The 25,832-nt window shown below is 63.6% G+C and carries 24 protein-coding genes; 22 read left to right on the top strand and 2 right to left on the bottom strand.

Features of this window, described 5'->3' with window-relative positions:
- Nucleotides 1–35: 35 nt before the first annotated feature.
- From ACZK4H_RS07795 to lnt, 8 genes are all read left to right on the top strand, one after another.
- The gene (locus ACZK4H_RS07795; protein WP_003149790.1) at nucleotides 36–914 is read left to right on the top strand and encodes an MBL fold metallo-hydrolase; all 879 of its coding nucleotides are present in this window, start codon (nucleotides 36–38) and stop codon (nucleotides 912–914) included.
- Between the two features lie 48 nt (nucleotides 915–962).
- Nucleotides 963–2,633, top strand: a complete 1,671-nt coding sequence (locus ACZK4H_RS07790; RefSeq protein WP_004350643.1) for a bifunctional protein tyrosine phosphatase family protein/NAD(P)/FAD-dependent oxidoreductase — start codon at nucleotides 963–965, stop codon at nucleotides 2,631–2,633.
- Between the two features lie 518 nt (nucleotides 2,634–3,151).
- Nucleotides 3,152–4,708: a cbb3-type cytochrome c oxidase subunit I gene (locus ACZK4H_RS07785; RefSeq protein WP_003149798.1), complete on the top strand. Its 1,557-nt coding sequence runs from the start codon at nucleotides 3,152–3,154 to the stop codon at nucleotides 4,706–4,708.
- Nucleotides 4,705–5,346 (top strand): cbb3-type cytochrome c oxidase subunit II, encoded by a 642-nt coding sequence (locus tag ACZK4H_RS07780; protein WP_003149800.1) that lies wholly within the window; start codon nucleotides 4,705–4,707, stop codon nucleotides 5,344–5,346. Before ACZK4H_RS07785 ends, ACZK4H_RS07780 begins: the two co-directional genes overlap by 4 nt.
- A gap of 8 nt (nucleotides 5,347–5,354) precedes the next feature.
- Nucleotides 5,355–6,161: a c-type cytochrome gene (locus ACZK4H_RS07775; RefSeq protein WP_023120493.1), complete on the top strand. Its 807-nt coding sequence runs from the start codon at nucleotides 5,355–5,357 to the stop codon at nucleotides 6,159–6,161.
- Complete coding sequence (locus ACZK4H_RS07770; protein WP_004350647.1) at nucleotides 6,145–7,242, top strand: c-type cytochrome; 1,098 nt, start codon at nucleotides 6,145–6,147, stop codon at nucleotides 7,240–7,242. The genes ACZK4H_RS07775 and ACZK4H_RS07770 overlap by 17 nt, the downstream gene beginning before the upstream one ends.
- Before the next feature lie 88 nt (nucleotides 7,243–7,330).
- Entirely contained in the window at nucleotides 7,331–9,481 is a 2,151-nt protein-coding gene (locus ACZK4H_RS07765) for a heavy metal translocating P-type ATPase (protein WP_023120492.1), read from the top strand.
- Nucleotides 9,482–9,568: 87 nt separating this feature from the next.
- Nucleotides 9,569–11,104 carry an apolipoprotein N-acyltransferase gene (gene lnt / locus ACZK4H_RS07760; protein ID WP_023120491.1) on the top strand — a complete coding sequence of 512 codons (1,536 nt, stop codon included), beginning with the start codon at nucleotides 9,569–9,571 and terminating at the stop codon, nucleotides 11,102–11,104.
- 153 nt (nucleotides 11,105–11,257) lie between these two features.
- On the opposite strand, the gene ACZK4H_RS07755 is transcribed toward lnt, so the two are convergent.
- Both ACZK4H_RS07755 and ACZK4H_RS07750 read right to left on the bottom strand, forming a co-directional pair.
- Nucleotides 11,258–12,643 carry an ATP-binding protein gene (locus tag ACZK4H_RS07755; RefSeq protein ID WP_003149813.1) on the bottom strand — a complete coding sequence of 462 codons (1,386 nt, stop codon included), beginning with the start codon at nucleotides 12,641–12,643 and terminating at the stop codon, nucleotides 11,258–11,260.
- A complete protein-coding gene (locus ACZK4H_RS07750; RefSeq protein WP_003149815.1) occupies nucleotides 12,640–13,308 on the bottom strand; it encodes a response regulator in 669 nt (222 codons plus the stop codon). The genes ACZK4H_RS07755 and ACZK4H_RS07750 overlap by 4 nt, the downstream gene beginning before the upstream one ends.
- 180 nt (nucleotides 13,309–13,488) lie before the next feature.
- Between ACZK4H_RS07750 and ccmA the strand changes: the two genes are divergently transcribed.
- From ccmA to ACZK4H_RS07680, 14 genes are all read left to right on the top strand, one after another.
- The gene (gene ccmA, locus ACZK4H_RS07745) at nucleotides 13,489–14,100 is read left to right on the top strand and encodes a cytochrome c biogenesis heme-transporting ATPase CcmA (RefSeq protein ID WP_004350655.1); all 612 of its coding nucleotides are present in this window, start codon (nucleotides 13,489–13,491) and stop codon (nucleotides 14,098–14,100) included.
- Entirely contained in the window at nucleotides 14,097–14,783 is a 687-nt protein-coding gene (gene ccmB / locus ACZK4H_RS07740; protein ID WP_003149819.1) for a heme exporter protein CcmB, read from the top strand. The genes ccmA and ccmB overlap by 4 nt, the downstream gene beginning before the upstream one ends.
- 12 nt (nucleotides 14,784–14,795) lie before the next feature.
- On the top strand, nucleotides 14,796–15,533 hold the full coding sequence (ccmC, locus tag ACZK4H_RS07735; protein WP_003149822.1) for a heme ABC transporter permease CcmC: 738 nt from the start codon (nucleotides 14,796–14,798) through the stop codon (nucleotides 15,531–15,533).
- Nucleotides 15,530–15,721, top strand: a complete 192-nt coding sequence (ccmD, locus tag ACZK4H_RS07730) for a heme exporter protein CcmD (RefSeq protein ID WP_003149824.1) — start codon at nucleotides 15,530–15,532, stop codon at nucleotides 15,719–15,721. Before ccmC ends, ccmD begins: the two co-directional genes overlap by 4 nt.
- Nucleotides 15,705–16,151: a cytochrome c maturation protein CcmE gene (gene ccmE / locus ACZK4H_RS07725; RefSeq protein WP_003149827.1), complete on the top strand. Its 447-nt coding sequence runs from the start codon at nucleotides 15,705–15,707 to the stop codon at nucleotides 16,149–16,151. The genes ccmD and ccmE overlap by 17 nt, the downstream gene beginning before the upstream one ends.
- A 3-nt stretch (nucleotides 16,152–16,154) precedes the next feature.
- Nucleotides 16,155–18,116, top strand: a complete 1,962-nt coding sequence (locus ACZK4H_RS07720; RefSeq protein WP_003149828.1) for a heme lyase CcmF/NrfE family subunit — start codon at nucleotides 16,155–16,157, stop codon at nucleotides 18,114–18,116.
- Nucleotides 18,113–18,637: a DsbE family thiol:disulfide interchange protein gene (locus tag ACZK4H_RS07715; RefSeq protein WP_003149830.1), complete on the top strand. Its 525-nt coding sequence runs from the start codon at nucleotides 18,113–18,115 to the stop codon at nucleotides 18,635–18,637. Before ACZK4H_RS07720 ends, ACZK4H_RS07715 begins: the two co-directional genes overlap by 4 nt.
- Nucleotides 18,634–19,089, top strand: coding sequence for a cytochrome c-type biogenesis protein (locus ACZK4H_RS07710; RefSeq protein ID WP_003149833.1), 456 nt, complete (start codon nucleotides 18,634–18,636; stop codon nucleotides 19,087–19,089). The genes ACZK4H_RS07715 and ACZK4H_RS07710 overlap by 4 nt, the downstream gene beginning before the upstream one ends.
- On the top strand, nucleotides 19,086–19,967 hold the full coding sequence (gene ccmI / locus ACZK4H_RS07705) for a c-type cytochrome biogenesis protein CcmI (protein ID WP_003149835.1): 882 nt from the start codon (nucleotides 19,086–19,088) through the stop codon (nucleotides 19,965–19,967). Before ACZK4H_RS07710 ends, ccmI begins: the two co-directional genes overlap by 4 nt.
- 82 nt (nucleotides 19,968–20,049) lie before the next feature.
- On the top strand, nucleotides 20,050–21,903 hold the full coding sequence (dsbD, locus tag ACZK4H_RS07700; RefSeq protein ID WP_004350664.1) for a protein-disulfide reductase DsbD: 1,854 nt from the start codon (nucleotides 20,050–20,052) through the stop codon (nucleotides 21,901–21,903).
- A complete protein-coding gene (locus ACZK4H_RS07695) occupies nucleotides 21,903–22,739 on the top strand; it encodes a TlpA disulfide reductase family protein (protein ID WP_004350666.1) in 837 nt (278 codons plus the stop codon). The genes dsbD and ACZK4H_RS07695 overlap by 1 nt, the downstream gene beginning before the upstream one ends.
- 2 nt (nucleotides 22,740–22,741) lie before the next feature.
- A complete protein-coding gene (dsbG, locus tag ACZK4H_RS07690; RefSeq protein WP_003149839.1) occupies nucleotides 22,742–23,515 on the top strand; it encodes a thiol:disulfide interchange protein DsbG in 774 nt (257 codons plus the stop codon).
- 90 nt (nucleotides 23,516–23,605) lie between these two features.
- Nucleotides 23,606–24,412 carry a sulfite exporter TauE/SafE family protein gene (locus tag ACZK4H_RS07685; protein ID WP_004350669.1) on the top strand — a complete coding sequence of 269 codons (807 nt, stop codon included), beginning with the start codon at nucleotides 23,606–23,608 and terminating at the stop codon, nucleotides 24,410–24,412.
- Nucleotides 24,413–24,454: 42 nt separating this feature from the next.
- Nucleotides 24,455–25,831: a dihydrolipoyl dehydrogenase gene (locus tag ACZK4H_RS07680; protein WP_478473068.1), complete on the top strand. Its 1,377-nt coding sequence runs from the start codon at nucleotides 24,455–24,457 to the stop codon at nucleotides 25,829–25,831.
- The last annotated feature ends 1 nt before the right edge of the window (nucleotide 25,832 follow it).

The following is a 25,832-nucleotide window of genomic DNA, read 5'->3' as shown; positions in this document are numbered from 1 at the left end:
CAGACGGGTCATACATTCAGCGAGGCAAAGACACCGTGAAGATCGAACCCTTCTTTGACGAGGACACCAGCACCTTCAGCTACATCGTGCTGGACACGAAAAGCGGTCAGTGCGCCATCATCGACAGCGTGCTCGGCTACGATCCTAAATCCGGCCGCACCTCGCGCGCCGGCGCGGACCGCATGGCCGAGCGCGTGCGGGAACTGGGGGCGAGCGTCCAGTGGATTCTGGAGACGCATGTGCACGCAGATCACCTGAGCGCCGCGCCGTATCTCCATTCGTGCCTGGGCGGCCGAACCGGCATTGGGGCGAACATCCGTACCGTACAGCAGGTGTTCGGCCAGCTCTTCAACGCCGAGCCGGCCTTCGCGCGTGACGGCCGGCAGTTTGATCGTCTGTTCGACGACGGCGAGACCTTCATGCTCGGCACGCTGCAGGTGCGGGCCATGCATACCCCCGGCCATACGCCCGCTTGCATGACCTATCTGGTCCAGGACAACGCCACACCTGAAGCGCCTGCCGCAGCCTTCGTGGGCGACACGCTGTTCATGCCCGACTATGGCACGGCGCGTTGCGACTTTCCGGGTGGCGACGCGCGCACACTGTTCCGCTCGATCGGCCGCGTGCTGTCGCTGCCGCCGGAGACCGTGCTCTACATGTGCCACGACTACCGCCCCGGGGGGCGCGAGCTTCAATGGAAGACCACCGTGGCCGAGGAGCGTGCGCACAACATCCATGTGCGTGACGGCATCAGCGAGGATGACTTCGCGGCCACGCGCGAGCAGCGCGACGCCACGCTGGCGATGCCCGTGCTTCTGCTGCCCTCCGTGCAGGTGAACATGCGGGCCGGCGAGTTGCCGCCTGCCGAATCCAACGGCGTCCACTACCTCAAGATTCCCATCGATGCCCTCTGAGAGCGGCACCGACCGGCTGAAAGGACAATTTCCGGGCAGGAGACCCTCATGGACATCAAAGCCTTGGACCAGGGACTGGCCGTCAGCGGCCAGATCGCTGCCACCGACCTGCAGGCCATCGCCGAGGCTGGCTACCGCTCGGTGATCTGCAATCGGCCCGATGGAGAAGCGGGCGATCAGCCCGGCTTCAGCGAAATCGAGCAGGCCGCCCAGTCACTGGGTATGGCGGCGACCTACCTGCCCGTCGAGTCCGGCAAAGTGACCGACCAGCAGGCCCAGGCCTTCGGGACGCTGATGACGCAACTGCCCGGCCCGGTGTTCGCCTACTGCCGCACCGGCACGCGCTCGGCCACGCTGTGGGCGCTGAGCCAGGCGCAGCGTCAGCCGTTGGCCTCCATCCTCGAAGCCGCGCGCGGTGCCGGCTACGACCTGTCCGGCGTGGCCCGGCGCATCGCCAACGGCGGGCGCACACCCACCGAAGTCGTGGACGCCACGCATGACATCGTGATCGTCGGCGCGGGCGCGGCGGGCATCGCGGTGGCGTCCAGCCTGCTCGCGCGCAAGCCGGACGCGGACATCGCCGTCATCGACCCGGCGGATGTGCACTACTACCAGCCGGGGTGGACGATGGTGGGCGCGGGCATCTTTCCGCCTGCGCACACGGCGCGCACGATGGCGAGCGTGCTTCCGCGCGGCGTCAAGTGGATCAAGATGGCCGTCGCCGCGTTCGAGCCCGAGCGCGACGCCCTCGTGCTCGATGGCTGCCGCGTCGTCAAGTACCAGCAGCTCGTGGTCTGCCCGGGCCTGAAACTCGACTGGAACGGCATCGAGGGCCTACCTGAAACACTGGGCCGCAACGGCGTCACCTCCAACTACCGCTACGACCTCGCGCCCTACACCTGGGAACTGGTGCAGAACCTCAAGAGCGGCCAGGCCCTGTTCACGCAGCCGCCCATGCCCATCAAATGCGCGGGTGCGCCGCAGAAGGCGATGTACCTCTCGGCCGATCACTGGAAGCGGCAGGGCGTGCTCAAGAACATCCACATCGAGTTCTGCAACGCGGGAGGCGTGCTCTTCGGCGTGCCGGACTACGTGCCCGCGCTCATGGAGTACGTGAAGGCTTATGGCATCGATCTGCAATTCAGCAACCAGCTCGTGGCCGTCGATGGCGCAGCGCATGAAGCCACCTTCATCCGCACGAACGCCGACGGCACCAAGGAGCGCGTCACCCGTCCATTTGACCTGCTGCACGCCGTGCCGCCACAGAAGGCGCCGGACTTCATCCGAGTGAGCCCGCTGGCGGACGCTGCGGGCTGGGTGGACGTGGACCCGTCGAGCCTGCGCCACAAGAAGTACGCCAACGTCTTCGCACTCGGCGACTGCACCAACACCACCAATGCCAAGACTGCTGCGGCCGCACGCAAGCAGGCGCCGGTGGTCGCGCACAACCTGCTCGCCGCCCGGAGCGGGTCCACGCGCCTGGCCAGCTATGACGGCTATGGCTCCTGCCCGCTCACTGTCGAGCGCGGCAAGATCGTGCTGGCGGAATTTGCCTACGGCGGCAAGCTGGCGCCTTCGTTTCCGAAATGGTTCATCGACGGCAAGCGGCCGTCATCGCTGGCGTGGCTGCTGAAGGAACGCATCCTGCCGCCGGTCTATTGGGACGGCATGCTCAAGGGCCGCGAATGGCTCGCGCATCCTGTCCTCTCGGACGGGTGAGCCGCCGCATGCGTCATCGCCGGGACATGGGAAACCGACGCTCATAGTGCGGGCGAAAGGAGGAGCGGCATTCGGCCCTCCGAGCCTCAACAGCGGCTATCCCTGCCAGGGGAGACTGTCCTTCGGGATGCGGGTGGTTATAACGGATACGTGCGTCCACTGTGATTTCCTGGCACTAGGCGAACAAGCGATCGTCCCGCCCCCTGCCGATGCTGACCCCAGGCGCAGCGCCGGTGTCTGCCGCGAGGCGGCCGAGACCTTCGCGTCACGACGATTCGAATATCCGGGCCGACTGTATTTGGATCTCGCCATCCAGACAGTCCACGGTCAAAGAGCGCGGGGCACCTCGAAAAACACTCTTAACTTTCGCTTAATCGAGGCTGACCATCATTCCCGTGATTCACATGCGACATTCATAAAAACAATGCTGAGGCAAGCCCTGATGGAACACTATCGCCAACACCAGTGGTTGGCATCGGAACCAATTCGGATGGTTGCGCGCCATTTCTGGAGCGCCCATGAATGAAAGCCTAGGGTTTCTCCTTGCTCTGAGCTTTATCGTCTCGCTGGCGGCTCTGGGCGCGTTGATCTGGTCCATCGTGACGCGCCAGATCCATGCGGGAAAGAAGGAGGCTTCGACCATATTTCTGGAGGGCGAGGCCGGCTCCCCGGATGATCCATCTTCATTCGATGAAGGGGCGGCCGAGCATCGATTCGACGCCTTGCGTGCCGGCGTCGACGCCCCGGGTCGGAACGTCGTACTGGTCCTGTCCATCGCTTCCTTCCTGTTCCTGATCGTTGGCTCGCTGTTCGGGATGATCGCCTCGCTGAAGTTGCACTGGCCCGACTGGCTGGCGAGTCAGGCGTTCACCACCTTCGGGCGCGCGCGCACCGTCCATCTGAATCTGGTCGCGTACGGCTGGCTGTCCACAGGGGGCATAGCGGTCGCGCTCTGGATCATCCCTCGCATGTTTCATACGCCCCTGCGAAGGCCCGCAATGGCGATGGTGGGCGCGGTGCTGTGGGCCCTCGGCGTGGCGGCCGGTGCCATTGCCATTGCCAATGGATGGAGCGACGGCCTGGAGTGGCTCGAAATCCCATGGCAGATCGACATCGTCCTGGCCCTCGGCGGCTTCTTCATCGCATGGTCCGCCATCGCGACGACCCGAAAACGCAACGTTCACCACATCTACGTCAGCGGCTGGTACTACCTCGCGGGACTGGCATGGTTCCCCATTCTGTTCTTCATCGCGAATATCCCGGGCCTGCATTCAGGCGTGCAGCAAGCCACCACCAACTGGTGGTTCGCGCATAACGTGCTTGGCCTCTGGCTGACACCGCTGGGGCTGGGTGCTGCCTATTACCTGATTCCCAAGATCATCGGCAAGCCGATCTATTCGTATAGCGTTTCGCTGCTGGGCTTCTGGGGCCTTGCCTTGTTCTACAGCCAGGTGGGTATTCATCACCTGATCGGTGGGCCCGTGCCGACGTGGGTGGTCACGCTGTCGATCGTGCACAGCGTCATGATGTTCATTCCTGTCATCGCGGTGGCGATCAATCAGCACGTGACGGTCGCGCAGAATTTCTGGGCGTTCAAGGAGTCCATGGCGCTGCGCTTCGTGTCCACGGGCGCATTGATGTACACGGCCGCATCCTTCCAGGGATCGCTGGAGGCTGTACGGGCCATCAACTCGATCACCCACTTCACGCACTACACGGTGGGGCATGCGCACCTGGGAGCTTACGCATTCGTCTCCATCGTGCTGTTCGGCGCCTTCTACTATCTCTTGCCCTACCTGACGGGCAAGAACTGGCCCTGTCCGCGACTCATCGCCATCCACTATTGGCTGACGGTCCTGGGTTTTCTGATCTATTTCCTGTCATTGACCATCGGCGGTTTCCTGCAAGGCATGTCGCTGCTCGATCCACAGACCAGTTTCGCTGACATCACCCGCAACATCGTGCCGTATCTCGAAGGTCGATCGGTGGGCGGCGGCATGATGACGCTGGGACACTTCGTCTTTGCCTTCCATGCGATGGCCCTACTCTGGTCGAAACGGCGAGGTGACGCATGAACCGGCTGATTCCATTGTTCGTCGGCGCTGTCGGAATCTTGGTGTTCGCGACCGTCATGCTCGTGGTGCTCCCCGGCCTGCAGGTCCGTACGGTCCAGGCACCTGCGCAGTTGCAGAACTACACGATCGAACAGCTAAGAGGCCGTGCGCAGTACGTGGCCAATGGCTGTGTCTACTGTCACAGCCAGCAGCCTCGTTCGAGTGGCCAGACGCTGGCGGATCAGGCCCGGGGCTGGGGAAGGCCGTCCACGCCGGGCGACTACGCCTACGACGCTCCCCAACTGCTCGGGACGATGCGCACCGGCCCCGATTTGCTGAATGTCGGGGTGCGCCTGCCGAGCCGGGACTGGCAATTGACCCACCTGTACCAGCCCAGGGCCATCTTCGACTGGAGCATCATGCCTTCGTACCCCTTCCTCTTCGAGGTCAAGGAGAAGGCCGCGCCCGGCGAGGTCGTGGTCAAGTTGCCGCAGGAGTACCGTCCCGCGGACGGGAAAGTGGTGGTGGCCCGACAGGAGGCGCTCGACCTGGTCGCGTACCTGTTGAGCCTGGACCGTTCCTACCCCGTCAGCGCCAAAGAGGCGACATTGCGTGATCGTGGCTACGATCCGAAAACTCAGAAGGGCCCGCGTCAATGAGGGGCGAGATGAAATCCGAGCTGAGCGGCAAGGGGCGTCGTGTTCAAGACGTAGACCCGACATTCGACCCCTGGGAGCAATCGCGTCCCATTCCCTTGTTTGTGCTGGCCATCTTCCTGGCGCTGGCGATCTGGGGCGCTTTGAGCTACATCGCCGACCTGGCGCCGAATCGCGGGGCGGCGATTGGCGGGACCGTTGCGCCGAAGCAGCAGGCGCCCGCAGTTCCCGATGACGCGCCGGTGCTCGTCTTTCAGGGCAACGACATCGTCTGGGCCTGCGCGTCATGTCACGGCGACCACGGTGCTGGCGCGGGGCTGACGCCCGCGCTGGCCGGCCTGTCCGAAGCCTACATCGCGAAGCAACTCCACGACTTCGCTACCGGAAGCCGCCCCAACGAGTCCATGCGGTACGTGGCCAGTGCAATGAGCGCCGAGGAGATCGGGCAAGTCTCGGCCTATTACGCTGCGCTGCCGCACGTTGCCGGGCCGCCCGTCGATCTGGGCGGAGACGCGGCGCGTGGAGAGGCACTGAGCCGAACGGGCGACTGGAAAAAGGATATCCCGGCGTGCGTGACCTGTCATGGCCAGCAGGGTGAGGGTGTCGGCGGCCATTTCCCTGCGCTGGCGGGTCAGCAGCCCGAGTACATCTTCCACCAGTTGGTCTCATGGAAAGGCGGCCATCGCCACAATTCGCCGCAATCCTTGATGGATGACATCGCGTCGCGCATGTCGGACCAAGACATGCGCGATGTGGCTCAGTATTTCGGATCTTTGCGTCCGGGCAGCAAAGGAGGCAATCATGACGAACAACGGTGATCGCCGCTCTGCGCACACGGGGACACTCCGGCGTGCCGGTTATGCTGCGGCGCTGGGTCTCCTGCTGTTTTCGGCAGGTTACGGCGTCTACGAGAGCGGCGTGATGGGGTATCTGTACAGCGCGATCAGCGGCAAAACGGTCACGATTCCTTCGGCCGCGCCCTATTCGAGAGCAGATATGGAAGCTGCTCGCAAGGCCTACGCAAAAGACGCCAAGGCGTCTCCGCCCGGTATGCCCGTCGGTGCGGACGGCTACTACCTCCCGCCTGCGGAGGATGACATTCCGAAAGGACCCTATGGCGATGCCATCCGGCGAGGAATGAAAATCTTCACCGACACTGGCGCCATGGTCAAAGACCACGTGGGCAATTCGCTGGCCTGCGCGAACTGCCACCTCGACTCGGGACGGCGAGAGAATGCCGCACCGATGTGGGCGGCCTATGCGTCCTACCCCGCTTTTCGCAGCAAGACCGGGACCATCAGCACGCTCGAAGACCGGATCATGGGCTGTTTCACCTATTCGATGAACGCCCAGGCGTCGTCCTCCGGGAAACCGCCGCCCGCTGGCAGCGATGTGTACCGCGATCTCATGACCTATATGGCCTGGATGGCCGATGGGCTGCCCGCCGGCAACAAGCCGCGCGGAGCGCTCTATCCCAAGGTGCCGAAACCAAAGGACGACTACGACGTGGGCCGAGGTCTGGCGGTCTATCAACAAAATTGCGCACTGTGCCATGGTCCTGATGGACAGGGCACGCGGGAGGAAAACGGCAAGATGAGATTTCCCCCGCTTTGGGGACCCGAGTCGTACAACTGGGGCGCCGGCATGGCCCGCATCGATACTGCAGCGGGCTTTATCTGGGCGAACATGCCGCTTGGAAAGCCATACAGTCTGACAGAACAGGAGGCCTGGGACGTGGCGGCATTCATCAACAGCCACGAACGCCCCAAGGACACACGCCAGACCGGAACCGTGGCTGAGGCGCTGGAGAAATACCACGAAGGTGAGCAAAGCTACTACGGGAAGGTCGTGGGCGGAAAACTGCTTGGGGTTGGAACGGATGCCAAGAGCGGACCGTAGTTCCGGTGGGGATTTCGACTATGAGCAGGCCCGTGTGGCGGGCCGGATGGTGTTTTTCGTAGACGGGCTTTGGTGCGTGAGCTGTGCGATGGCCTTGCAGCGCGTCCTGCAGCGTGTGCCCGGCGTGGTCTCGGCGACGGTGAATTTCACCTCCGGTTCGGCGCTGGTGACCTGGGTCCCGGAGTCGATCGACTTCCCCTTGCTGCTGCGAAAGGCCGAGGGTCTGGGCTACGCACTGTCCCCGTTGAAAGGCAGCGACGAGCTGGAAGCGGCCCTGCAGCGGCAGGCCAGGAAGATCCGCTTGCAGTTGACCGTCGCGGTCGTCTTCGGGATGTGGAGCATGCTGGGCTCATGGGTGCTTTACCTGAACGCCGACGAGGCGGCGGCGCTCGTCATCGCCTGGGCCAGCGTCGTAGCAAGCCTTCCCGTCGTCGGATATTCGGCGTGGGATTTCTACCGCGCCGCCGCCCGTTCGCTGCGCGCCGGGATCGCAGGGATGGACGTCTTTGCCTCTGTTGCTGTCCTTGGCTCCCTCTTTGTGTCGGTCGGGTCCCTGGCCATGGGGTCCGTGGCGATTTACACCGACGCCGCCACCATGTTGATCACTTTTCTGCTGATCGGAAGATTGATCGAAATCCATGCCCGGCAGGAGAGCGGACTTGCCGTACAAGCATTGCGCAGCCTTGCGCCGGAAACCGCGACGAAGCTGACTTCTGCCGGCGGCGAAAAGGCCGAGAGCACCGTCCTGCTGGCAGAGCTCGCGCCCGGTGATACCGTTTTGATACGCGCCAACGAGCGCATCGCGGTCGATGGCATCGTCGTAGCGGGACAGTCGGCCGTCGATCTCTCGCTGCTGCAAGGCGAGTCCGCGCCTCGCAGCGTTCAGCCTGGCGAACGGGTCTTCGCCGGGTCCGTGAACCTGCGCGGACCTCTGACGGTCCACGTGACCGCCGGTGCGGGGGACCGACGATTGGACGTGCTCGGCCTGCGCATGCTTGAGCTGTTTGGCGCTCGTTCGTCGTTGTCCGAGACGGCCGAGCGCTTCGTCCGGATACTGCTCCCGGTCGTGGTGACGGCATCTCTGCTCGCCTTCGTCCATTACCTGTGGAACGGCTCAAGCGCAGACCAGGCGTTGCTCGGTGCGCTGAGCCTTCTGGTCGCAGCCTGCCCTTGCGCGGTCGGTCTGGCGATGCCGCTGGCCTACGCCTTTACCTGCCGCGAGGCCGCGCGGCGCGGCGTCCTCCTGAGAGACTCCGCGAGCGTCGAAGCGCTCGCCAGGGCAAGGATCATGGCGTTCGACAAGACCGGCACATTGACGTGCGGTCAGATGCGTATCGTCAGCATCCAGACGCGGCACGGGGGGGCCGAACAGGACCTCATCGACCTTGCGGCAAGGGCCGAGGCCGGCGTCGCGCACCCCATTGCACACGCGGTGGTCCTCGCGGCCCGGCAGTCTGGAATGAGCAGCGCGTGCGAGCCCGACGGATGCCAGGTGACGGCGTGCGCGAAAGGCGTGACGATGCATGTCCCCGGCGGCGAGACCGTGTGGGTGGGTGAAAGGCATTGGCTGCTCGCCGCGGGAGTCGAGGGCATGCCGCCGGAAGATGGCCTGCCAGGGCTGGTACACGTAGCCAATGGCCGGGATTGGCTCGGCTCCTTGCGTCTGCAGGATGCCCCTCGCGACGACGCCCGTTCGTCACTGCAGCGGTTACGTGCGCAGGGATTGAAACTCTGGTTGCTGACCGGGGATTCCAGCGCAGCGTCCGAACGCCTGACGGCTGACCTGGGCATAGACTTCGACCGGGTCGAGGCCGATTGCTCTCCGGAAGAAAAAGCCGACATCGTGGCAAAGAGCCCAGCGCCTGTCGCATTCGTGGGCGACGGCGCCAACGATGGCCTGGTCCTGGCCCAGGCAGCCTGCGGAATCGCCATCCCAGGATCGAGTTCCGTGGCTGTTTCCGCAGCCGGGGTGGTGATCGCGCACGGCAGCGTGGGCGCTGTCGTCGAGACCCGTGAGTTGGCTCGCAAGTTTGATCGCATCGTCCGGCAGAATCTCGCATTTTCCGTCGTGTACAACCTCGCCGTGATTGTCGTGCTGTTCGAAGCAGGCGTGACGCCCTTTGCCGCCGCGCTCGCCATGCTGGCCAGCAGCGCGTCGGTGCTCCTGAACACCTGCAGGCTGCTGCAGGGCCGCGTCGTCTGTGACAAGTCGATGCAGGCCAAGCCGGCTGCGTCCTGAAAGGAGCACTGGAATGCTCAGGCTGTGAGCAGGCTTGCGCGGTGGCGAAATGCCGCGACCTTGGCGTTTGCCGGTAGCGCACATGCGTTGACGTTCGCCCCGGATCCGTTGCCCCAGTGGTCGCTGCCCATCGTTCAAATCCTCGCGCTGGCGGTGCTGGCACGCGCCAGCTTTGCCGCCGAGCGCGGCCGGCAGGCATTCCTTCGCGGATGGGCGTTCGGCTTCGTCAATTTTGCGGTCGGCTTGTACTGGCTGTTCATCAGCATCCATGACTACGGTGGTTTGTCCGCGCCACTGGCCGGTGCGAGCGTCGTGGCGCTGTCTGCCTTTCTCGCGCTGTTTCCCGCTCTTGCCTGCGCGATCAGCAAGTGGCTGCAGTCTCGCACTCGGCGGGGAGCAGCGCTGTCACAAGTGCTGGTCTGGTCAGCTGTCTGGGCCGCCTCGGAATGGCTGCGCGGCGTGCTGTTCTCGGGCTTTCCGTGGCTGAACATTGGCTACGCCCATGTGGACAGCCCCTTGGTCGGCTGGGCGCCGTTGCTGGGCGTGCATGGCGTCGCGCTGCTCGCGGCGTGCGCCTCGGGGACCGTGGCGTTCCTGTCGCGTCCGGCCGCGGCTTCCATGCGCTCGAACGTGTCTTTGCTGGCGACGGTGCTGATCCTGATCGCCACGGGATGGACACTTACTCGCCTCGATTGGTCGACGGCCGAAGGCGAGCCGCTGCATCTGAGGCTAGTGCAGGGAAACATCGATCAATCGCAGAAGTTCGACCCGACCCTGCTTGAAGACGGCATCGCCAGTCACTTGCGGCTGGCCGCACAGCCACCGGGCCCCGGAGAGCCGCATCCGGACCTGATCGTCTTGCCAGAGACCGTCGTGCCCGTATTCCAAGACCAGCTCGACCCGATGATTTGGAAAACCTGGCTCGACGTAGCGGCGAACCAGCGCAGCACGATCGCGATGGGCGTCCCTTTGCACAGCATGGCGGCCGACGGCAGTTCGCGCTACACCAACAGCGCCATCGGCTTCGACTCCGGCACGCCGTTGCAGCAGCTTGTCGACGCCTCCGTGCCGCTACGCTACGACAAGCACCACCTCGTGCCCTGGGGCGAATATGTACCGGCTGGGTTCGAGTGGTTCACGCGGATGCTGAAAATGCCGCTGGGTGACTTCGATCGTGGAGCCCCGGTCCAGAGACCATTCTCGGTGAATGATCAGCATTTGGCGTTCAACATTTGCTACGAGGATGTTTTCGGTTCCGAGCTGCTCCCGTCGCTCCTGCCGACCCCAGGCGCAGGACCCGGCGCGAGCGTGCTCGTGAACTTGAGCAACCTCGCTTGGTTCGGCCAGACCTGGGCGCTTCGCCAGCATCTGCAGATCGGGCGGTTGCGCAGCATCGAGACCGCTCGGCCTATGGTGACCTCCACGAATACAGGCATCACGGCCTCGATCGATCCGAAAGGACGGGTCGTTGCCGCTCTGCCGCCACATCGGCCGGGCGTGTTGTCCGCGACCGTACAAGGCATGAGCGGCCTGACGCCGTATGTTCGCTATGGCGACCAGCCGGTCCTGTTGCTGGTAGGGATAGTATTGGCTGCTCTCGTACGGCGCCCGACCCCACGGTAGTCGCAAGAGCGGCAGCCGCACGAGCACCGCCATGCGCCTGATCCCTGGCGGATGCCTACTCCGAAGTCAGGCGCTGGATCGAACGAAGGCGAACCACATCAGCACGCCTGCGTCCATTGGCTGTGACCGCGCTATCCCTGGCAGGGTCCGAACCTACGGTTTTGAATCCAAGCCACGCCCTGCAGGCCTAGCTTGACCTTTTTTGGGTGCGGGGTCGGTGGGCACGAGAAATTTCGCAACCAGGCCTCCGCCTTCCCGGGGTTCGAGATTCAGGGCCCCACCAAATCTCTCTGCAATGGCCCGAACGATCGAAATGCCCAGGCCCGCCCCGTCCTTGCTCTTTCGGCCCTGATCACCGCGCCAGAAACGTTGGCCAATTTGGCATGCCTGCTCGGCAGTCAGCCCGGGGCCACGGTCCGACACGCTAATCACACACTGCTGTGCATTCGGATCCAGGAACACGCCCACCTCGATGGCCGTATCTCGCGGCGAATAGCGCATCGCGTTGTCAACCAGATTGCGAACCGCCGTTTCCAGCATCGACTTGGGCACCGGGGTTCCGATGTCCTCGCCGCTGACGTTCAACGACAAGCGCTCTTTTTCTGCGGCCTTCCACTGTTCCAGCACGCCGCCGACGGAAGCGACCACCGAAGTGCAACCATCCGCCTTGTCGGCAGACGTCTCGGCGCGGGCCAGTATCATCATCTGGTCCAAGGTGCGCCTCAGCCGCTTCACGCCTTCCTCTGCACTGGAAAGAGAGGACGCCACCTCGTCGCCTTCACTGATCCGGGCCACCTGCAGGTGCGTATCGATCACGGTCAACGGCGTGCGCAGCTCGTGCGCCGCGGCGTCGGTGAATGCCCGTTGGCTGGCGAGTGTCCGTGCCAGGCGCTTGAGAAGCCCATTCATTGCGTCCAGAACCGGGCGCAGTTCCGAGGGTGAATGGTTGACGGCGATCGGGGACGTGTCGTCCGCGTGTTTGTCGCGCAATTGCTGCGACAGAGCCTCCAGGGGGGCGAGCCCCCGTCCGATGCCGATCCAAAGGGCAGCCAGGCCGCCCAGGAAGGCAATCAAGAAGGGCACGCCAGCCACGCTTAGCAATTCGTTGATCAGCATATCCCGCTGATCCACGCGATCCGCCGTCGTGATCTGGTAGCCATTGGCACGAAGAACGTAGACCCTCCACTGATGTCCCAAAACGTCCCGCGTGCTGAAGCCGGCCGGCAGTGACTCGAACTCCGAGTGAGGTCCGGTGGTCGTTCGTGCCAGGATCTCTCCCTGCAAAGACCGGATTTCGCATGCGATGCCCTCCTTGCCGCTGACGCGCACCGCCTCGGTGAAGTCGTTGGACGCTGCATTCGGAGCCAGCGCGGCGCGTTCAAGAAGCCCCGACACCATGCGTGCCGACATGGCAAGACGACCGTCGAGGGTCCGGTCGAGATTGGAATGAACGCCGCGCATCATCCAGCCGGCGGCAGCGCCCCACAGAACCAACAGCGAAATGCCGGCGATCAGAACGGCGCGCAGCCGCAGGCTCATGATGCAAGCCTCCAGCCCAGCCGATAGCCGAGCCCACGGACCGTCTCGATGGCTTCGGCGCCGAGCTTGCGGCGGATGTTGTGGATATGCACATTCAGCGCGTTGCTGCCGATCTCTTCCCCGAGGCCGTACAAGCGCTCGTTGAGCATGTCGGGCGGGACCCACCGGCCATCGGCGTTGGCGAGATGGGCCAGCAGATCGACCTCGCGGCGCGACAAGGAGACGGGCTCGCCCTGGAACCAGGCCAGCCCGCTCTCCGGCTCCAGCCGCAGGGGACCGGCCGAGATGACCTGGGCCGCACGGCCTTGCGTGCGTCTGACCAGCGCATGCAACCGGGCTGCGAGTTCACGCAGGTCGAACGGTTTGATCATGTAGTCGTCGGCACCTTCATGCAGCCCTTTGAGCCTGTGTTCGATGGCGTCCCGCGCCGTGAGGATCAGGACGGGCAATTGAGGTTCGACGGCCCGCATGCTGGCCAGCAACTCCATGCCGTCCCGGTCAGGCAGCCCGAGATCGAGCACCAGGGCATGGAAGGTGTCTTCCGCATGCGTGGCTTCGGCTTCTTCTGCGGTGCCGACGTGATGCACCGCGATGCCGTGCTTGTGCAGACCGGCCACGATCCCCCGTCCGATCAGTTTGTCGTCTTCCACCAACAGTATTCGCATGGCGCCTACCAACCTGAATTTGCTTGTTTGACACGCTCATGTTAGGCCAGAAATGACAGCAAGGTAGGACGCAAGTTCCCGCTAATTCTCAGTTAATCGGGAGAAGACATGATTTTGAAGATTGCCCCTTGAGGGCGCACCTTCCAGGGATGCCCATGTGCATGAACTATGACCCGGCCCATGCTTGAAGCTCTCGATCTCGCGGGCGTTCGCGGGGAGCGCCGCCTGTTTGACCATTTGACTTTCCGGATCGTGCCGGGCGAGTGCCTGTCGGTGCACGGCGAGAACGGCAGCGGGAAGACCACGCTATTGCGAACGCTTGCAGGGTTCGCTACGCCTGCTGCTGGCAGAGTCTTGTGGAAAGGAAAGCCGCTGCGCAACCAGTGGAGTGAATACCAACGCGAACTGGTTTACAACGGCCATGGCATTGGACTCAAAGAAGACCTGAATGCCTTGGACAACCTGCTTGCCGCGGCCGCCATCGCTGGTGAGCCGGTCACCACGGAATGCGTGGAATCAGCGTTGGACGAAGTTGGCTTGGCCGAGCACAGGCACTTGCCGTTCCGGATGTTGTCACAAGGCCAAAAGCGTCGTGCAAGCCTGGCTCGATTGCTCCTCTACAGGAGGAAGTTGTGGATTCTCGATGAGCCCTCCACAGCGCTGGACCAATTCGGTGCGCGATGGCTTGGTGAACTGATCCATCGGCACCAGTCACGCGGCGGCATGGTCGTTCTGACGAGTCACCAGGAGCTGGCCTTGAAAACTTCTCAGACCGTCCGGATGGGGGCATGAGCCGGCCCCTCGTTGCCAATCCGGTATTTGTCGTGATGCGCCGGGACTTGAAGCTCGCCTTGCTCCGAAGGTCAGACGCGCTGATACCTCTTTGCTTCTTTGTCGTGGTCGTCAGTCTGTTTCCATTGGGTATCGGCCCCGAGCGCGAAATGCTCCGACGGATCGCTCCGGGCGTCCTGTGGGTATCGGCGTTGCTGGCCAGCATGCTTTCGCTCAATCGCCTGTTCGAGCAGGATCACGCCGATGGCACGCTGGAGCAGATGATGCTGTCGCCAGCGCCGTTGGCCATGTTGGTCGTCGGCAAGATCGCGGCGCATTGGCTGTTGTCCGGTTTGCCCTTGGCCTTGCTTGCGCCCGCGCTGGCATTGCAGTTCGACCTGCCTGCCTTGTCCCTCTGGATTTTGACCGCATCGCTCGTTATCGGTACGCCGGTGCTCAGCCTCATCGGCGCCGTCGGCGCGGGGCTGACGCTGGGCGTACGCGCAGGGGGTGTCCTCGTTGCTGTGCTGGTGCTGCCGCTCTACATCCCGGTGCTGATCTTCGGTGCCGGCGCGGTCGATGCGTCGATCATCGGTCAGGGAGCGTCGGCCAACCTCTCTTTGCTCGCCGCCGTGTTCGTCTTGGCGGCGTTCTTCACGCCATTCGCAGCGAGTGCATCGCTGCGCATCGCACTGGAGTACTGAGGAGCGAAGCGTATGGTCAACTGGTTCAAGTTTTCATCTCCCAAGGCGTTCTACCCACTCGCGGGGAAGCTCGTCCCTTGGCTCGGCGTGACCGCCGCGGCGCTGTCGCTCGCGGGCGTCTATGTGGGGTTCTTCTTGGCACCCACCGACGCCCAGCAGGGAGAGGGGTATCGCATCATCTTCCTGCACGTGCCGGTTTCATGGATGTCCATGGTCATCTATCTGGCGATGGCGTTCTGGGCCGGCATTGGCCTGGTGTTCAACAGCCGCCTGTCGGCAATGATGGCCTCGGCGCTGGCCCCCACGGGTGCACTGTTCACCTTCCTTTCTCTGTGGACCGGCGCCTTGTGGGGAAAGCCGATGTGGGGAACCTGGTGGGTCTGGGATGCGCGGCTGACCTCTGAACTAGTCCTGCTGTTTCTGTACATCGGTTTCATCGCACTCCAGTCGGCGATCGAAGATCGTCGCCGTGCCGACCGGGCAGGCGCCGTGCTGGCACTGGTCGGCGTGGTGAACATCCCTGTGATCTATTTCTCCGTGCAGTGGTGGAACACCTTGCACCAGGGCGCCTCGGTATCGCTGACTCGTTCGCCCTCCATGGCGACGGTCATGTTGTTGGGCATGCTGATCATGGTTCTTGCGGCCTGGGCTTACACGGCTGCGGCGGCGCTGGCGCGTGTGCGCTGCATCATCCTGGAACGCGAACATCACGCCGGCTGGCTGCAGGACATCGAGGAGGTGAAGCGATGAACTGGGCCAGTGTGGGTGAGTTCCTGGCGATGGGCGGATATGGCGTGTACGTTTGGGGATCCGTCCTGACGACGGTGGTGTTGCTCTGGACTGAATGCCGAATGCTCCGGCGCCGGCGCCGAGCAGCGCTATGGCGCATCCAGTCGGAATTGCTGGGCAAGGAGGCGCGGCGTGAAGCCACGAAATAGACGCATCGCACTCATCGTCGCCGGGCTATCCGCCCTCGGCATCGCCACCGCGCTGGTGCTCAATGCCTTTCAGAGCAACCTTGTGTTCTTCTTCACGCCCTCGCAGGTCAGTGCCGGGGAGGCACCACTGGAGCGCACCTTTCGAGTCGGCGGCATGGTGGAACGAGGTAGTCTGAAGCGCCAGCGTGGTGAGCTTGCCGTGCAGTTCGTCATCACCGATACGGTCAAAGCAATCCCGGTCACGTATTCGGGCATCTTGCCTGACCTGTTCAGTGAAGGAAAAGGGGTGGTTGTTCAAGGACGGCTGGACAGTGCCGGCCTCTTTCGCGCCGAGGAGGTGCTGGCCAAGCACGACGAGAACTACATGCCGCCCGAGGCCCAGCATGCGCTGGACGAAGTCCAGAAGAAGCCGGCTTCAAGGAAGCCTTGACCCATGATTCCAGAAATCGGCCACCTCGCCCTCATCGCTGCCTTGTTCGTGGCACTCGCTCAAGGTGTTCTTGCCCTGGCCGGCGCGGCGCGAGCCAACCTCACCTGGATCGCGTTCGCCCGCCCCGCTGCACGCGCTCAATTCCTGTTGGTGATGGTCGGTTTTGCCGCGCTCACCTGGGCCTTTGTCGCGAAGGACTACTCGGTCGCCTACGTCGCTCAAAACTCCAATTCTCAGCTCCCGCTGGGCTACAGAATGGCCGCGGTCTGGGGCGGACATGAGGGTTCGCTCCTGCTCTGGCTGCTGATGCAGACCGGCTGGGCCTATGCGGTCAGCCGGTTGTCGAAACAGCTTCCGGATGCCATGGTGGCGCGCGTTCTGGGCGTGCTCGGCCTGGTGACGGCCGGCTTCCTGCTGTTCGTCCTGTTGACCTCCAATCCCTTCGAGCGACTTTTCCCGGTACCGCAAGATGGATGGGATCTGAATCCGCTCCTGCAGGATATCGGCTTGATCTTTCATCCACCGCTGCTTTACATGGGGTACGTCGGATTTTCGGTGGCCTTCGCATTCGCGATTGCTGCATTGCTTGCCGGACAACTGGACTCGACGTGGGCACGCTGGTCTCGTCCCTGGGCCACCGCAGCCTGGGCAAATCTGACGGTCGGAATCGCCTTGGGGAGTTGGTGGGCCTACTACGAGTTGGGCTGGGGGGGCTGGTGGTTTTGGGACCCGGTCGAGAACTCGTCGTTCATCCCCTGGCTGGTGGGCACCGCCTTGATCCACTCTTTGGCGGTGACGGAAAAGCGGGCCAGTTTCAAGAACTGGACGGTGCTGCTCTCGATCGGCGCATTTTCTTGCTCGCTTTTGGGTGCCTTTCTGGTGCGCTCGGGCGTACTGACTTCTGTGCATGCATTTGCCACCGATCCGCGACGCGGGTTATTCATTCTGATTCTGCTGACGGTCATTGTGGGCACGTCGCTCGCTTTGTTCGCATGGCGAGCCCCTAAGGTCGGCATGGGAGGACGGTTCGACATGGTCTCCAGGGAGTCCTTGCTGCTGGTCAACAATGTGCTGTTGGTCGTCACTGCCGGCGCTGTCGCGCTCGGTACGCTGTACCCACTGCTCGTCGATGCGCTGGGCCTGGGCAAGCTCTCCGTGGGGCCGCCATACTTCAATGCGGTGTTCGTGCCATTGATGATCCCCGCGTTGCTTCTGATTGCGGTAGGACCCGCCGCCAATTGGAAGGCCGCCCAGTTCGGTGCCATCTTCAGGCAGTTGCGCGTGCCGATGATTGCTGCACCCCTGGTGGGCCTGACCGCCCCGTTCGTGCTGGGGCACTGGTCAGCTTCTGCGGCGTTGGGCTTGATGCTCGCCACGTGGATTGCGGTGTCGGTGGTGACGGGCATCTTCGGCCGAATGCGCGCCACCCGCGGCGGGTTGCGTGCCCAGCCACGCAGTTGGCTTGGGATGCATATGGCGCATCTGGGCATCGCGGTATTCGTGACTGGCGTGACCATCGTCAGTGGGTATGAGACCGAGCGAGACGTTCGATTGGCCCAGGGCGAGTCCGTCAGCATCGGCGGCTACGACCTCACTTTGATCGGCGTCAGAAGCACGCGGGGGCCCAACTACGTGGCGCAGATAGGCGATATCGAACTGTCGCGCGACGGCAAGGTCTTGCGTCGGCTGCATCCGGAAAAGCGCAATTACCCGGCCTCGCAGATGCCGATGACCGAGGTGGCGATCGATGCAAACGGACTGCGCCACGTCTACGCGGCGCTCGGCGAACCGCTCGGCGACGGTGTTTGGAGCGTTCGTGTCTACCACAAGCCATTCGTTGACTGGATCTGGATCGGCTGCATCCTGATGGCGCTTGGCGGTGGCTTGGCCATCAGCGATCGTCGATACCGTCTGAAGCCTCGCCGTCAACACGTCGCTCCGCCATTGCCCGAGGCCGCATCATGAACCGTTTCCTATGGCCGCTGCTCGGATTCCTTGTCTTGGTGTCGTTCCTCGCAGTGGGCCTGACGCTCAAGCCCAGCGAGGTGCCATCGCCCTTGATCAACAAGCCCGCGCCGCGCTTCAGCCTTCCGCAACTGCAAGCTCCGGACCTGACCTTCTCATCCGAGAGCATGATCGGGAAAGTTTGGGTACTGAACGTGTGGGCTTCCTGGTGCGCGCCCTGTCTTGAGGAGCATCCTGTCATCACCGAATTGGCCAGCAGGCATGCTGTTTCGGTGGTCGGCATGAACTACAAGGACACGCCCCAGAACGCCATCGCCTGGCTACGGCGCAATGGCAATGCCTTTGAAACGACGGTCTCCGATGCGCATGGGGCGGTCGGCATCGACTTCGGGGTGTACGGCGTGCCGGAAACCTATGTGATCGATAAGGCAGGCATCATTCGCTACAAGCACACCGGGGCGATTGACGCGGGGGAAATGCGCGGCGAGCTGCTGCCGCTGGTGCGGGAGCTTGAGAAATGATTCTCTGGCGGGTGGCATTGTTTTTCTTTCTGTTCACGGCTCCGGTCTGGGCCAGCGACCAAGCGGCCGAGGACCGAATGCTGGGCATTGCATCCGAGTTACGTTGCCTGGTTTGCCAGAATGAATCGATTGCAGCTTCGCAGGCCGATCTTGCCGCTGACTTGCGCCAACAGATCCGCGAGCAGATCCGTGCCGGCAAGAGCGATGACGACATCCGGACTTATATGGTCGAGCGATACGGCGATTTCGTGCTCTATCGCCCGCCCTTGAAGCCGACAACGATGTTGCTTTGGTTTGGCCCGTTCGTGGTGCTTGCCTTGGGCATTGTGGTCTTGGTCATGAATCTGCGCAGCCGAAACCGCAAGCCGAAGCATGCTGCACTCAATGAAGAGGAGCGCAGACACGCGGACGCGCTGCTGGCTCCGCCACACAATGTACTGGACGAAACATGAGCATCGTTTTCCTGACTCTGGCGTCGGTGCTCGTGGGAGGCGTCTCGATATGGCTTTCTTTCGTTCTCTGGCGAGGGGGACATGGTGCGAGCGACCAAGTTGCCCCTGAAAGCGTGAACGTCGCGGTACTGCGCGATCAATGGGCGGAGTTGGAGAGAGACCACATCAATGGCACGTTGTCGGCCAATGAATTGGCCGATGCAAGATCTGATCTTCAGCGGCGAGCGCTGAATGAAACTGCTGCTCCTCCGTTGAAATTGGGGCCGCCTGCTGGAAGCAAGCGGGCAGCGATCACTGTCGCCATTCTGCTGCCGATCGCGACAGCGCTCACCTATTCGTACCTGGGAAATCCGGCCGCCACGGACCCGTCACAGGTTCGCAGCGCGAGCATGACGACGCAAACCGATGTGCAAGCAATGGTGGCCTCTCTTCAGGCACGGCTGGCCCAGCACCCCGATGATCCTGGAGGCTGGCTCATGCTGGCGCGTTCCTACCGTTACTTCGGCGATCATGAGCAAGCCGTCAATGCCTTCACCCACGCCAATGAGCTGGTCCAGAACGATCCACAGGCGTTGGCGGAGTACGCGGAGTCGCTGTCCAGAATCCGTGGCTCCGGTTTTGAGGGAGAGCCCACTCGTCTGCTTGAGCGCGCCTTGTCGCTCGATCCCAATGCAGCCCTGCCTCTGACTCTGGCCGGCGCTGCTGCGGTGCAGCGCCGGGACTATCAAACGGCCATCGCGCACTGGGAGAAGCTGCTCGGGATGATGCCCCCCGATTCCGAGGCGGCGAAAGTCGTCGCGGCCGGGATTGAACGGGCCCGGACGGAGCAGGCGGAACTCGCCCATGGTCGATCACCAGAGCCAAGCGCAAAGCCTTGATGGCATCCCCGTCCCCCACGGGCCATTGGGGGGACCTTTAGTTTCGCTTAATCGGGTCATCGCATGATCCAGGCAGCTTTGCTTGGAGGACTCGGATTTGGCTTTTTATCGGCGCATCGTAGCGATCTTTCTCCTGTGTGGTTGTGCGGTCGGCAGTGCGTGGGCGGACGGCCTTTTTCCCTCCTGGGGCCGCAGCGAGCGGCAATTTCTGGACGTTGCCGAAGTTCTCAAGCTGGACGCTGTGCAGCAGCAGGGCGATTCGTTCTCGGCCGCTGGACACGTTGCCGATGGCTACTACGTTTATCGCCATGCCATCAAGTTGGTCGATGCGCAGGGCCATGAAGTCAGCCTGACGCTTCCGGCAGGAACAGCCAAACACGACGAATTCTTTGGCGATACGGAAATCTATACGGGCGATGCCCTCAATCTGCGCTTTCCCGCCACCGCCCCCGGCCCGCTGACACTGCATTGGCAAGGGTGCGCGGAGGCAGGTATCTGCTATCCGCCGCAGACCATGAATGTGGCATTGCCGGCAGTGGTGGCCGGCACATCCCCGACCGGCAATGACTCCGTACAGCGGAGTTCGGCTTTGACCTCCACCAACACAGTCAGCTTGGGCGGAGCTACCGAGGTGGCAGAGGATCAAGCGGCAGCGCAGCGCCTAGCAGCATTGGGCCCCGTGTGGGGAACACTGCTGTTTTTTGGCTTCGGCTTGCTGCTCGCTTTCACACCATGCTCGCTCCCGATGATCCCCATCGTCTCCACCATGGTCGTCGGCAGCCAGGCCAAGCCGCGGCGGGCTTTCTTCCTCTCTCTGTCCTATGTCCTGGCGATGGCGGGCACCTACGCCGCGGTGGGCGTGGCCGCTGGCTTGGCCGGGGCCAACCTGCAAGCCACACTGCAATCGCCTTGGCTGCTCGGAGCGTTTGCAGCCTTGTTCCTGGTCCTGGCGAGTTCACTGTTCGGCCTGTTCGAGCTGCAGATGCCCTCGGCGCTGATCAATCGGGTCGAATCCGCCGGTAGAGATCGCTCGGGCGGGAGCATCTCCGGCGCGGCGGCGCTGGGCTTCCTCTCGGCGCTTCTGGTCGGGCCTTGCATGACCGCTCCATTGGCAGGCGCATTGCTGTACATCGGGCAGACCGGCAGCGCGGTCTACGGTGGCATGGCCTTGTTCGCGCTGGGTTTGGGCATGGGACTGCCCCTGCTGGCCATCGCCGTGTTCGGTGCCCGGGTCCTGCCACGGCCTGGCGCGTGGATGGACCGCGTGCGCGTGGCATTCGGCTACGTCATGGTGGGCATGGCCGTGATGATGCTGACGCGCTTCCTGCCCGGCACGGTCAGCCTGGTTCTGTGGGGCGCATGGGTCTTGTCGGTGGCGATTGGCCTGATCGCGTGGGGCCAGGCCGTGGCAGCGAAGCATCGGCTGGCATGGTCGCTGCGGTCCGGCGCCGTCTTCGCCGGCTTGTGGTCCATCCTGATGCTGGTCGGCGCGGCCTCTGGCGGCGAATCGGCATTGCAGCCGCTGGCCCACCTGCGCGGTGGTTCGACTTCGCCAGCACCGGCGGCGGGCGGCGTCGCTTACCTGCAGGCGAAATCGGTCGAGGACGTGGATGCGCATTTGGCACAGGCCGCTTCGCGCGGCCAATGGACCCTGATCGACTTCTACGCCGACTGGTGCGTCAGTTGCCATGTGATCGAACGCAACGTATTCGGCGACCCCGCCGTCGCGTCCCGCCTGGCCCGGATGCAGGTCGTGCGACCAGATGTGACGCGCAATGATGCGACCGATCAGGCCTTGCTCAAGCATTGGGGTGTCATGGGGCCGCCCACGCTCATTCTGGTTGGCCCGGACGGTACGGAACGCCGGGACCTGCGCGTCGTCGGTGAGATCGATGCCCGCGCCTTCCTGGTGCGCTTGGACAAGGCAGGTTCCTGATGATCAGCGTAGGTCCGTTCTCCGTCCAAGTCGTTGCCGTCTTCCTGGCCGTCCTGCTGGCCTGGGCGGTGGCGCGCATGGTTGCCAAGCGGTTGCCCGACTCTCCGTACAAGGCGGCCGGCGGAATGTTGCTGGACGCCGCTTTTGTGGGGTTTGTGGCGGCTCGCCTCGGCTACATCGCGCAATGGTGGGAAGAGTACGCGCAGTCGCCGATGTCCATGATTTCCATTGGCGACCAAGGCTTTTCGTGGTGGGTCGGTGTCCTGGCAGCGCTGGCGCTCATCTGGTGGCGCACCCGTGCGGTTCGGGCATTGCGCCGGCCTGTATTGGCGGGAGTTGCGGTCGGACTCGCAGCCTGGTTTGCTACCGGGGGCGTACTGGCTCTGCTGCAGCGCTCGGCACCGCCGTTGCCAGCGTTGACGCTCGCAACGCTCGATGAACAGCCAGTCGTCCTGAATTCCTATGCTGGGCGGCCCGTCGTGCTCAACCTCTGGGCGTCGTGGTGTCCACCATGCCGTCGCGAGATGCCGGTGTTCGAGCAGGCACAAGCGCAGTATCCCGATATCGCTTTTGTCATGGTCAACCAGGGAGAGAGCGCCCAGCAAGCCCGCGCCTTTCTTGAGAGCGAACGCCTGCATCTCAAGGATGTGCTGCTCGACCCCGCTTCCCAGACCATGCAGGCCGTCGCATCGCGAGGCCTGCCCACCACCTTGTTCTTCGATGAGCAAGGACGCCTGGTGGATACCCATCTGGGCGAACTCACGATGGCCAGCCTCAAACACACGGTGTCGCGCCGATTCGCGCCAGCCCAACAGATCAAGACAGACAAGGAGTAACCATGTTTGCACAACGCTCGCACATTTCGTTCCTGCTGGCCGCCAGCTTCATGGTGGTCACCGGCTGCAGCAAGGCAGAGACGGCTGACAAGCCGGCCGTCCTCAAGGCGCTGGAAGGTCAGGGCCTGACCGTCACGCAGGAATTCAAGGTCGGCGGCGGTCTGCGCGCCTTCGCTGCCGTCGCGGGTGACCGGCCCATTGCCGTGTACATCACGAGCGATGGCAATGCCATCGTGGGAACTCGCCTGAACGCCAAGGGCGAGCCAATGGACGAAGCGGACCTGGAAAAGCTGGCCGCCAAGCCGGTCAGCGACAAGGAATGGTCGCAGCTGCAGTCGTCCACCTGGGTGCTGGACGGCAAGGCAGATGCGCCGCGCGTCATCTACACCTTCAGCGATGCCAACTGCCCCTATTGCAACGCCTTCTGGGAAGCTGCACGCCCCTGGGTGGATTCCGGCAAGGTCCAGTTGCGGCACATTCTGGTAGGCATCATCAAGGATGACAGCCCGGCCAAAGCCGCGGCCATTCTTGGCGCGCCTGACCGGAGTGCGGCGTTGTTGACGAACGAGCGGCAGTTTGGCCAGGGCGGGATTACGCCAGCCAAGAGCGTGCCTGCCGATGTGCGCAAGATCCTCGATGACAACCTGGCACTCATGGCGAGCACCGGCTTCCGGGGGACGCCCGGCATCGTTGTACGCGGCCCCAATGGGATCCTCAAGAAGTACAACGGCATGCCGCGAGGGGCGCAATTGGGTGAAGTGCTGGGGCCGCGCTGAACCAGCCGCCCAGGCGCCGAACCTGATGGCCGCTTCTCTCAGCCCGCATCTCAGGCTGCTCAACGGAAATTGCACAAAGGATCATTCACTATGCTCTCGCTGACGGGTGGAGTGCTGGGCCTCATCATCGGAGCCGTGCTGGGATTGACTGGCGCCGGCGGCGGCATCTTCGCGGTGCCGGCGCTGGTGTTCGGCCTGGGCATGGACATCCGTCAGGCCGCGCCCGTGGCGCTGCTCGCCGTGGGAGCAGCGGCGACCCTGGGCGCTTTGCAGGGCTTGCGCCAGGGGGTAGTTCGGTACAAGGCAGCGATGATGTTGGCGGCTGCCGGCGCCGTGACGGCTCCGCTGGGCGTGCAGTTTGCCCACTGGCTTTCGCCTCGATGGCTGAACCTGATCTTCGTCGCCATCATGCTCGTGGTGGCCTACCGGATGTTCATGTCATCTCGCGGCAGCCAGACGCAGGACGATCTGGCTGACGAGCCAGCCCGGGTCTGCAAGATCTCCAAGGACACCGGCCGCTTCGTCTGGAACGTGCGAACAGCGACCACGCTGGGGAGCATCGGCATCGTCTCCGGTTTGGCCACGGGCATGTTGGGGGTGGGCGGCGGATTCATCATCGTCCCGGCTCTGGCGCATTTCAGCGAGCTGCGCATGCACAGCATCGTCGCGACCTCGCTCATGGTGATCGCGCTGCTGTCCGCTGTAACCGTGTTCATCGCGTGGAGTCATGGCATGACGCTCACCGCGCCCGCCTGGACATTCGTTCTCACGGCGCTCGTGGGCATGTCGCTCGGCCGTGTTCTGGCACGCAGGATTCCCTCAAAGATGCTCCAGCGGGTGTTTTCGATCACCTGCGTGGCCGTGGCGGCCCTCATGCTCATGCGCAATGTTGGCTAGAGGTCCGATGTTCGATTAATTGATTGTGGACGGGAAAATTCAATGCAGACAAGGAAAGTAGATGTCGCCATCATTGGCGCGGGAACCGCTGGCAGCACCGCATTCCATGCGCTGAAAGCGACAGGCAAACAGGTGGTTCTGATCGATCGGGGGCCATTGGGGACGACCTGCGCGCGCGTCGGATGCATGCCCTCGAAGGCGGCCCTGCATGCCGGCATGCACTGGAAGGTCGCCAAGGCACTGGCAGCGAGCGCCACGCCATCGACCCAAGGGCCGCAGGCCTTATGGTCCCACGCCCGCCAGACCAGGGATGCGCTGGCCGGCGCCGCCGCGGAGCGCACGCGCAAGGCGGCTGGCGAGAGCCTGATCATGGCCGAAGCGCGCTTCGTCGCGCCGGGCATCTTGCAGGCAGGTGAACAACGGATCGAGGCCAGCGCCTTCATCGTGGCGACGGGCTCTCGCCCGGTGGTCCCCAAAGCGCTCGACGGCGTTGCCTCCCGCATCCTGACCACCGATACCCTGTTCGACCTGGGCGTCCTGCCCGCACGGATGGGAATCCTGGGACTGGGCGCCATCGGGCTGGAACTCGGCCTGGCCCTGTCTCGCTTGGATGTGCAGGTGGTCGCGGCAGACCAGAAAGACGCCATCGGCGGCATCCAGGACCCCGATGTCCTGGAGCGGGCGATCGCCAGGTTCGAGACCGAGTTGCCGATGTGGTTGGGCGCCGCCGTCGAAGTCAGCCTTGAAGGCGACCAGGTGCGCATGCGCGCCGGCGAGCGCGACGCGCTCGTGGATCGGCTTCTCGTCGTGACGGGACGACAACCCAATACCGAGGCGCTCGATCTCGCCGCGGCCGGCATCTCCTTGGATCAGGCTGGCCGACCGAGCATCGACCCCGCGACCATGCAGGCCTGCGGGCCGTCCCAGGTGCCGATTTTCTTCGCAGGCGATGTGCAGCCGGATCGCCCTCTGATGCACGAGGCCGCGGACGAGGGTCAGATGGCAGCGCAAGCCGCACTGGCGAGCTTGCGCGGCGAAAGTTGGCCGGGCGCATCCCGGCGCGTGCCGATCACGATCCTGTTCACCGACCCGGATGCGTGCGCAGTCGGCATGACCTACGAGGCGGCGGTGCAGGAAGGCGCGGTCGTCGGCACCGCGGAAGGCAGCGGCAACGGGCGCTCCAAGATTCTTGGTGCTCCGGAAAACCTGCTGCACATCTATGCCGCCCCCGGCTCAGGCGCCTTGCTCGGTGCCAGCATGCTCCTGACGCAAGGCGAGCACCTGGCGCACCTGATCGCTTGGGCGATCCAGGCGAAGCAGACCGTCAACGATCTGCTGGCCATGCCGTACTACCACCCCTCCATCGAGGAGATGCTGCAAAGCGCCTTGAAATCCGCATCCCAGCAGATGCGCCCGTGAA

The sequence above is a fragment of the Stenotrophomonas sp. 78350_Sma genome, assembly GCF_056482105.1.
This window is presented reverse-complemented; position numbering and strand designations above follow the sequence as displayed.

What these genes read in the sequence shown, in the direction of transcription:
- ACZK4H_RS07755 (WP_003149813.1), bottom strand. Translation starts at nt 12,643, where the DNA reads ATGAGCCTGCGGCTGCGCGCCGTTCTGATCGCCGGCATTTCGCTGTTG.
- ACZK4H_RS07770 (WP_004350647.1), top strand. Translation starts at nt 6,145, where the DNA reads ATGACGAACAACGGTGATCGCCGCTCTGCGCACACGGGGACACTCCGG.
- ACZK4H_RS07785 (WP_003149798.1), top strand. Translation starts at nt 3,152, where the DNA reads ATGAATGAAAGCCTAGGGTTTCTCCTTGCTCTGAGCTTTATCGTCTCG.
- ACZK4H_RS07715 (WP_003149830.1), top strand. Translation starts at nt 18,113, where the DNA reads ATGAACCGTTTCCTATGGCCGCTGCTCGGATTCCTTGTCTTGGTGTCG.
- ACZK4H_RS07780 (WP_003149800.1), top strand. Translation starts at nt 4,705, where the DNA reads ATGAACCGGCTGATTCCATTGTTCGTCGGCGCTGTCGGAATCTTGGTG.
- ACZK4H_RS07685 (WP_004350669.1), top strand. Translation starts at nt 23,606, where the DNA reads ATGCTCTCGCTGACGGGTGGAGTGCTGGGCCTCATCATCGGAGCCGTG.
- ccmD (WP_003149824.1), top strand. Translation starts at nt 15,530, where the DNA reads ATGAACTGGGCCAGTGTGGGTGAGTTCCTGGCGATGGGCGGATATGGC.
- ACZK4H_RS07750 (WP_003149815.1), bottom strand. Translation starts at nt 13,308, where the DNA reads ATGCGAATACTGTTGGTGGAAGACGACAAACTGATCGGACGGGGGATC.
- ccmB (WP_003149819.1), top strand. Translation starts at nt 14,097, where the DNA reads ATGAGCCGGCCCCTCGTTGCCAATCCGGTATTTGTCGTGATGCGCCGG.
- ccmA (WP_004350655.1), top strand. Translation starts at nt 13,489, where the DNA reads ATGCTTGAAGCTCTCGATCTCGCGGGCGTTCGCGGGGAGCGCCGCCTG.
- ACZK4H_RS07775 (WP_023120493.1), top strand. Translation starts at nt 5,355, where the DNA reads ATGAAATCCGAGCTGAGCGGCAAGGGGCGTCGTGTTCAAGACGTAGAC.
- dsbG (WP_003149839.1), top strand. Translation starts at nt 22,742, where the DNA reads ATGTTTGCACAACGCTCGCACATTTCGTTCCTGCTGGCCGCCAGCTTC.
- ccmC (WP_003149822.1), top strand. Translation starts at nt 14,796, where the DNA reads ATGGTCAACTGGTTCAAGTTTTCATCTCCCAAGGCGTTCTACCCACTC.
- ACZK4H_RS07790 (WP_004350643.1), top strand. Translation starts at nt 963, where the DNA reads ATGGACATCAAAGCCTTGGACCAGGGACTGGCCGTCAGCGGCCAGATC.
- ACZK4H_RS07695 (WP_004350666.1), top strand. Translation starts at nt 21,903, where the DNA reads ATGATCAGCGTAGGTCCGTTCTCCGTCCAAGTCGTTGCCGTCTTCCTG.
- ccmI (WP_003149835.1), top strand. Translation starts at nt 19,086, where the DNA reads ATGAGCATCGTTTTCCTGACTCTGGCGTCGGTGCTCGTGGGAGGCGTC.
- ACZK4H_RS07765 (WP_023120492.1), top strand. Translation starts at nt 7,331, where the DNA reads ATGGCCTTGCAGCGCGTCCTGCAGCGTGTGCCCGGCGTGGTCTCGGCG.
- ACZK4H_RS07680 (WP_478473068.1), top strand. Translation starts at nt 24,455, where the DNA reads ATGCAGACAAGGAAAGTAGATGTCGCCATCATTGGCGCGGGAACCGCT.
- ACZK4H_RS07710 (WP_003149833.1), top strand. Translation starts at nt 18,634, where the DNA reads ATGATTCTCTGGCGGGTGGCATTGTTTTTCTTTCTGTTCACGGCTCCG.
- ACZK4H_RS07720 (WP_003149828.1), top strand. Translation starts at nt 16,155, where the DNA reads ATGATTCCAGAAATCGGCCACCTCGCCCTCATCGCTGCCTTGTTCGTG.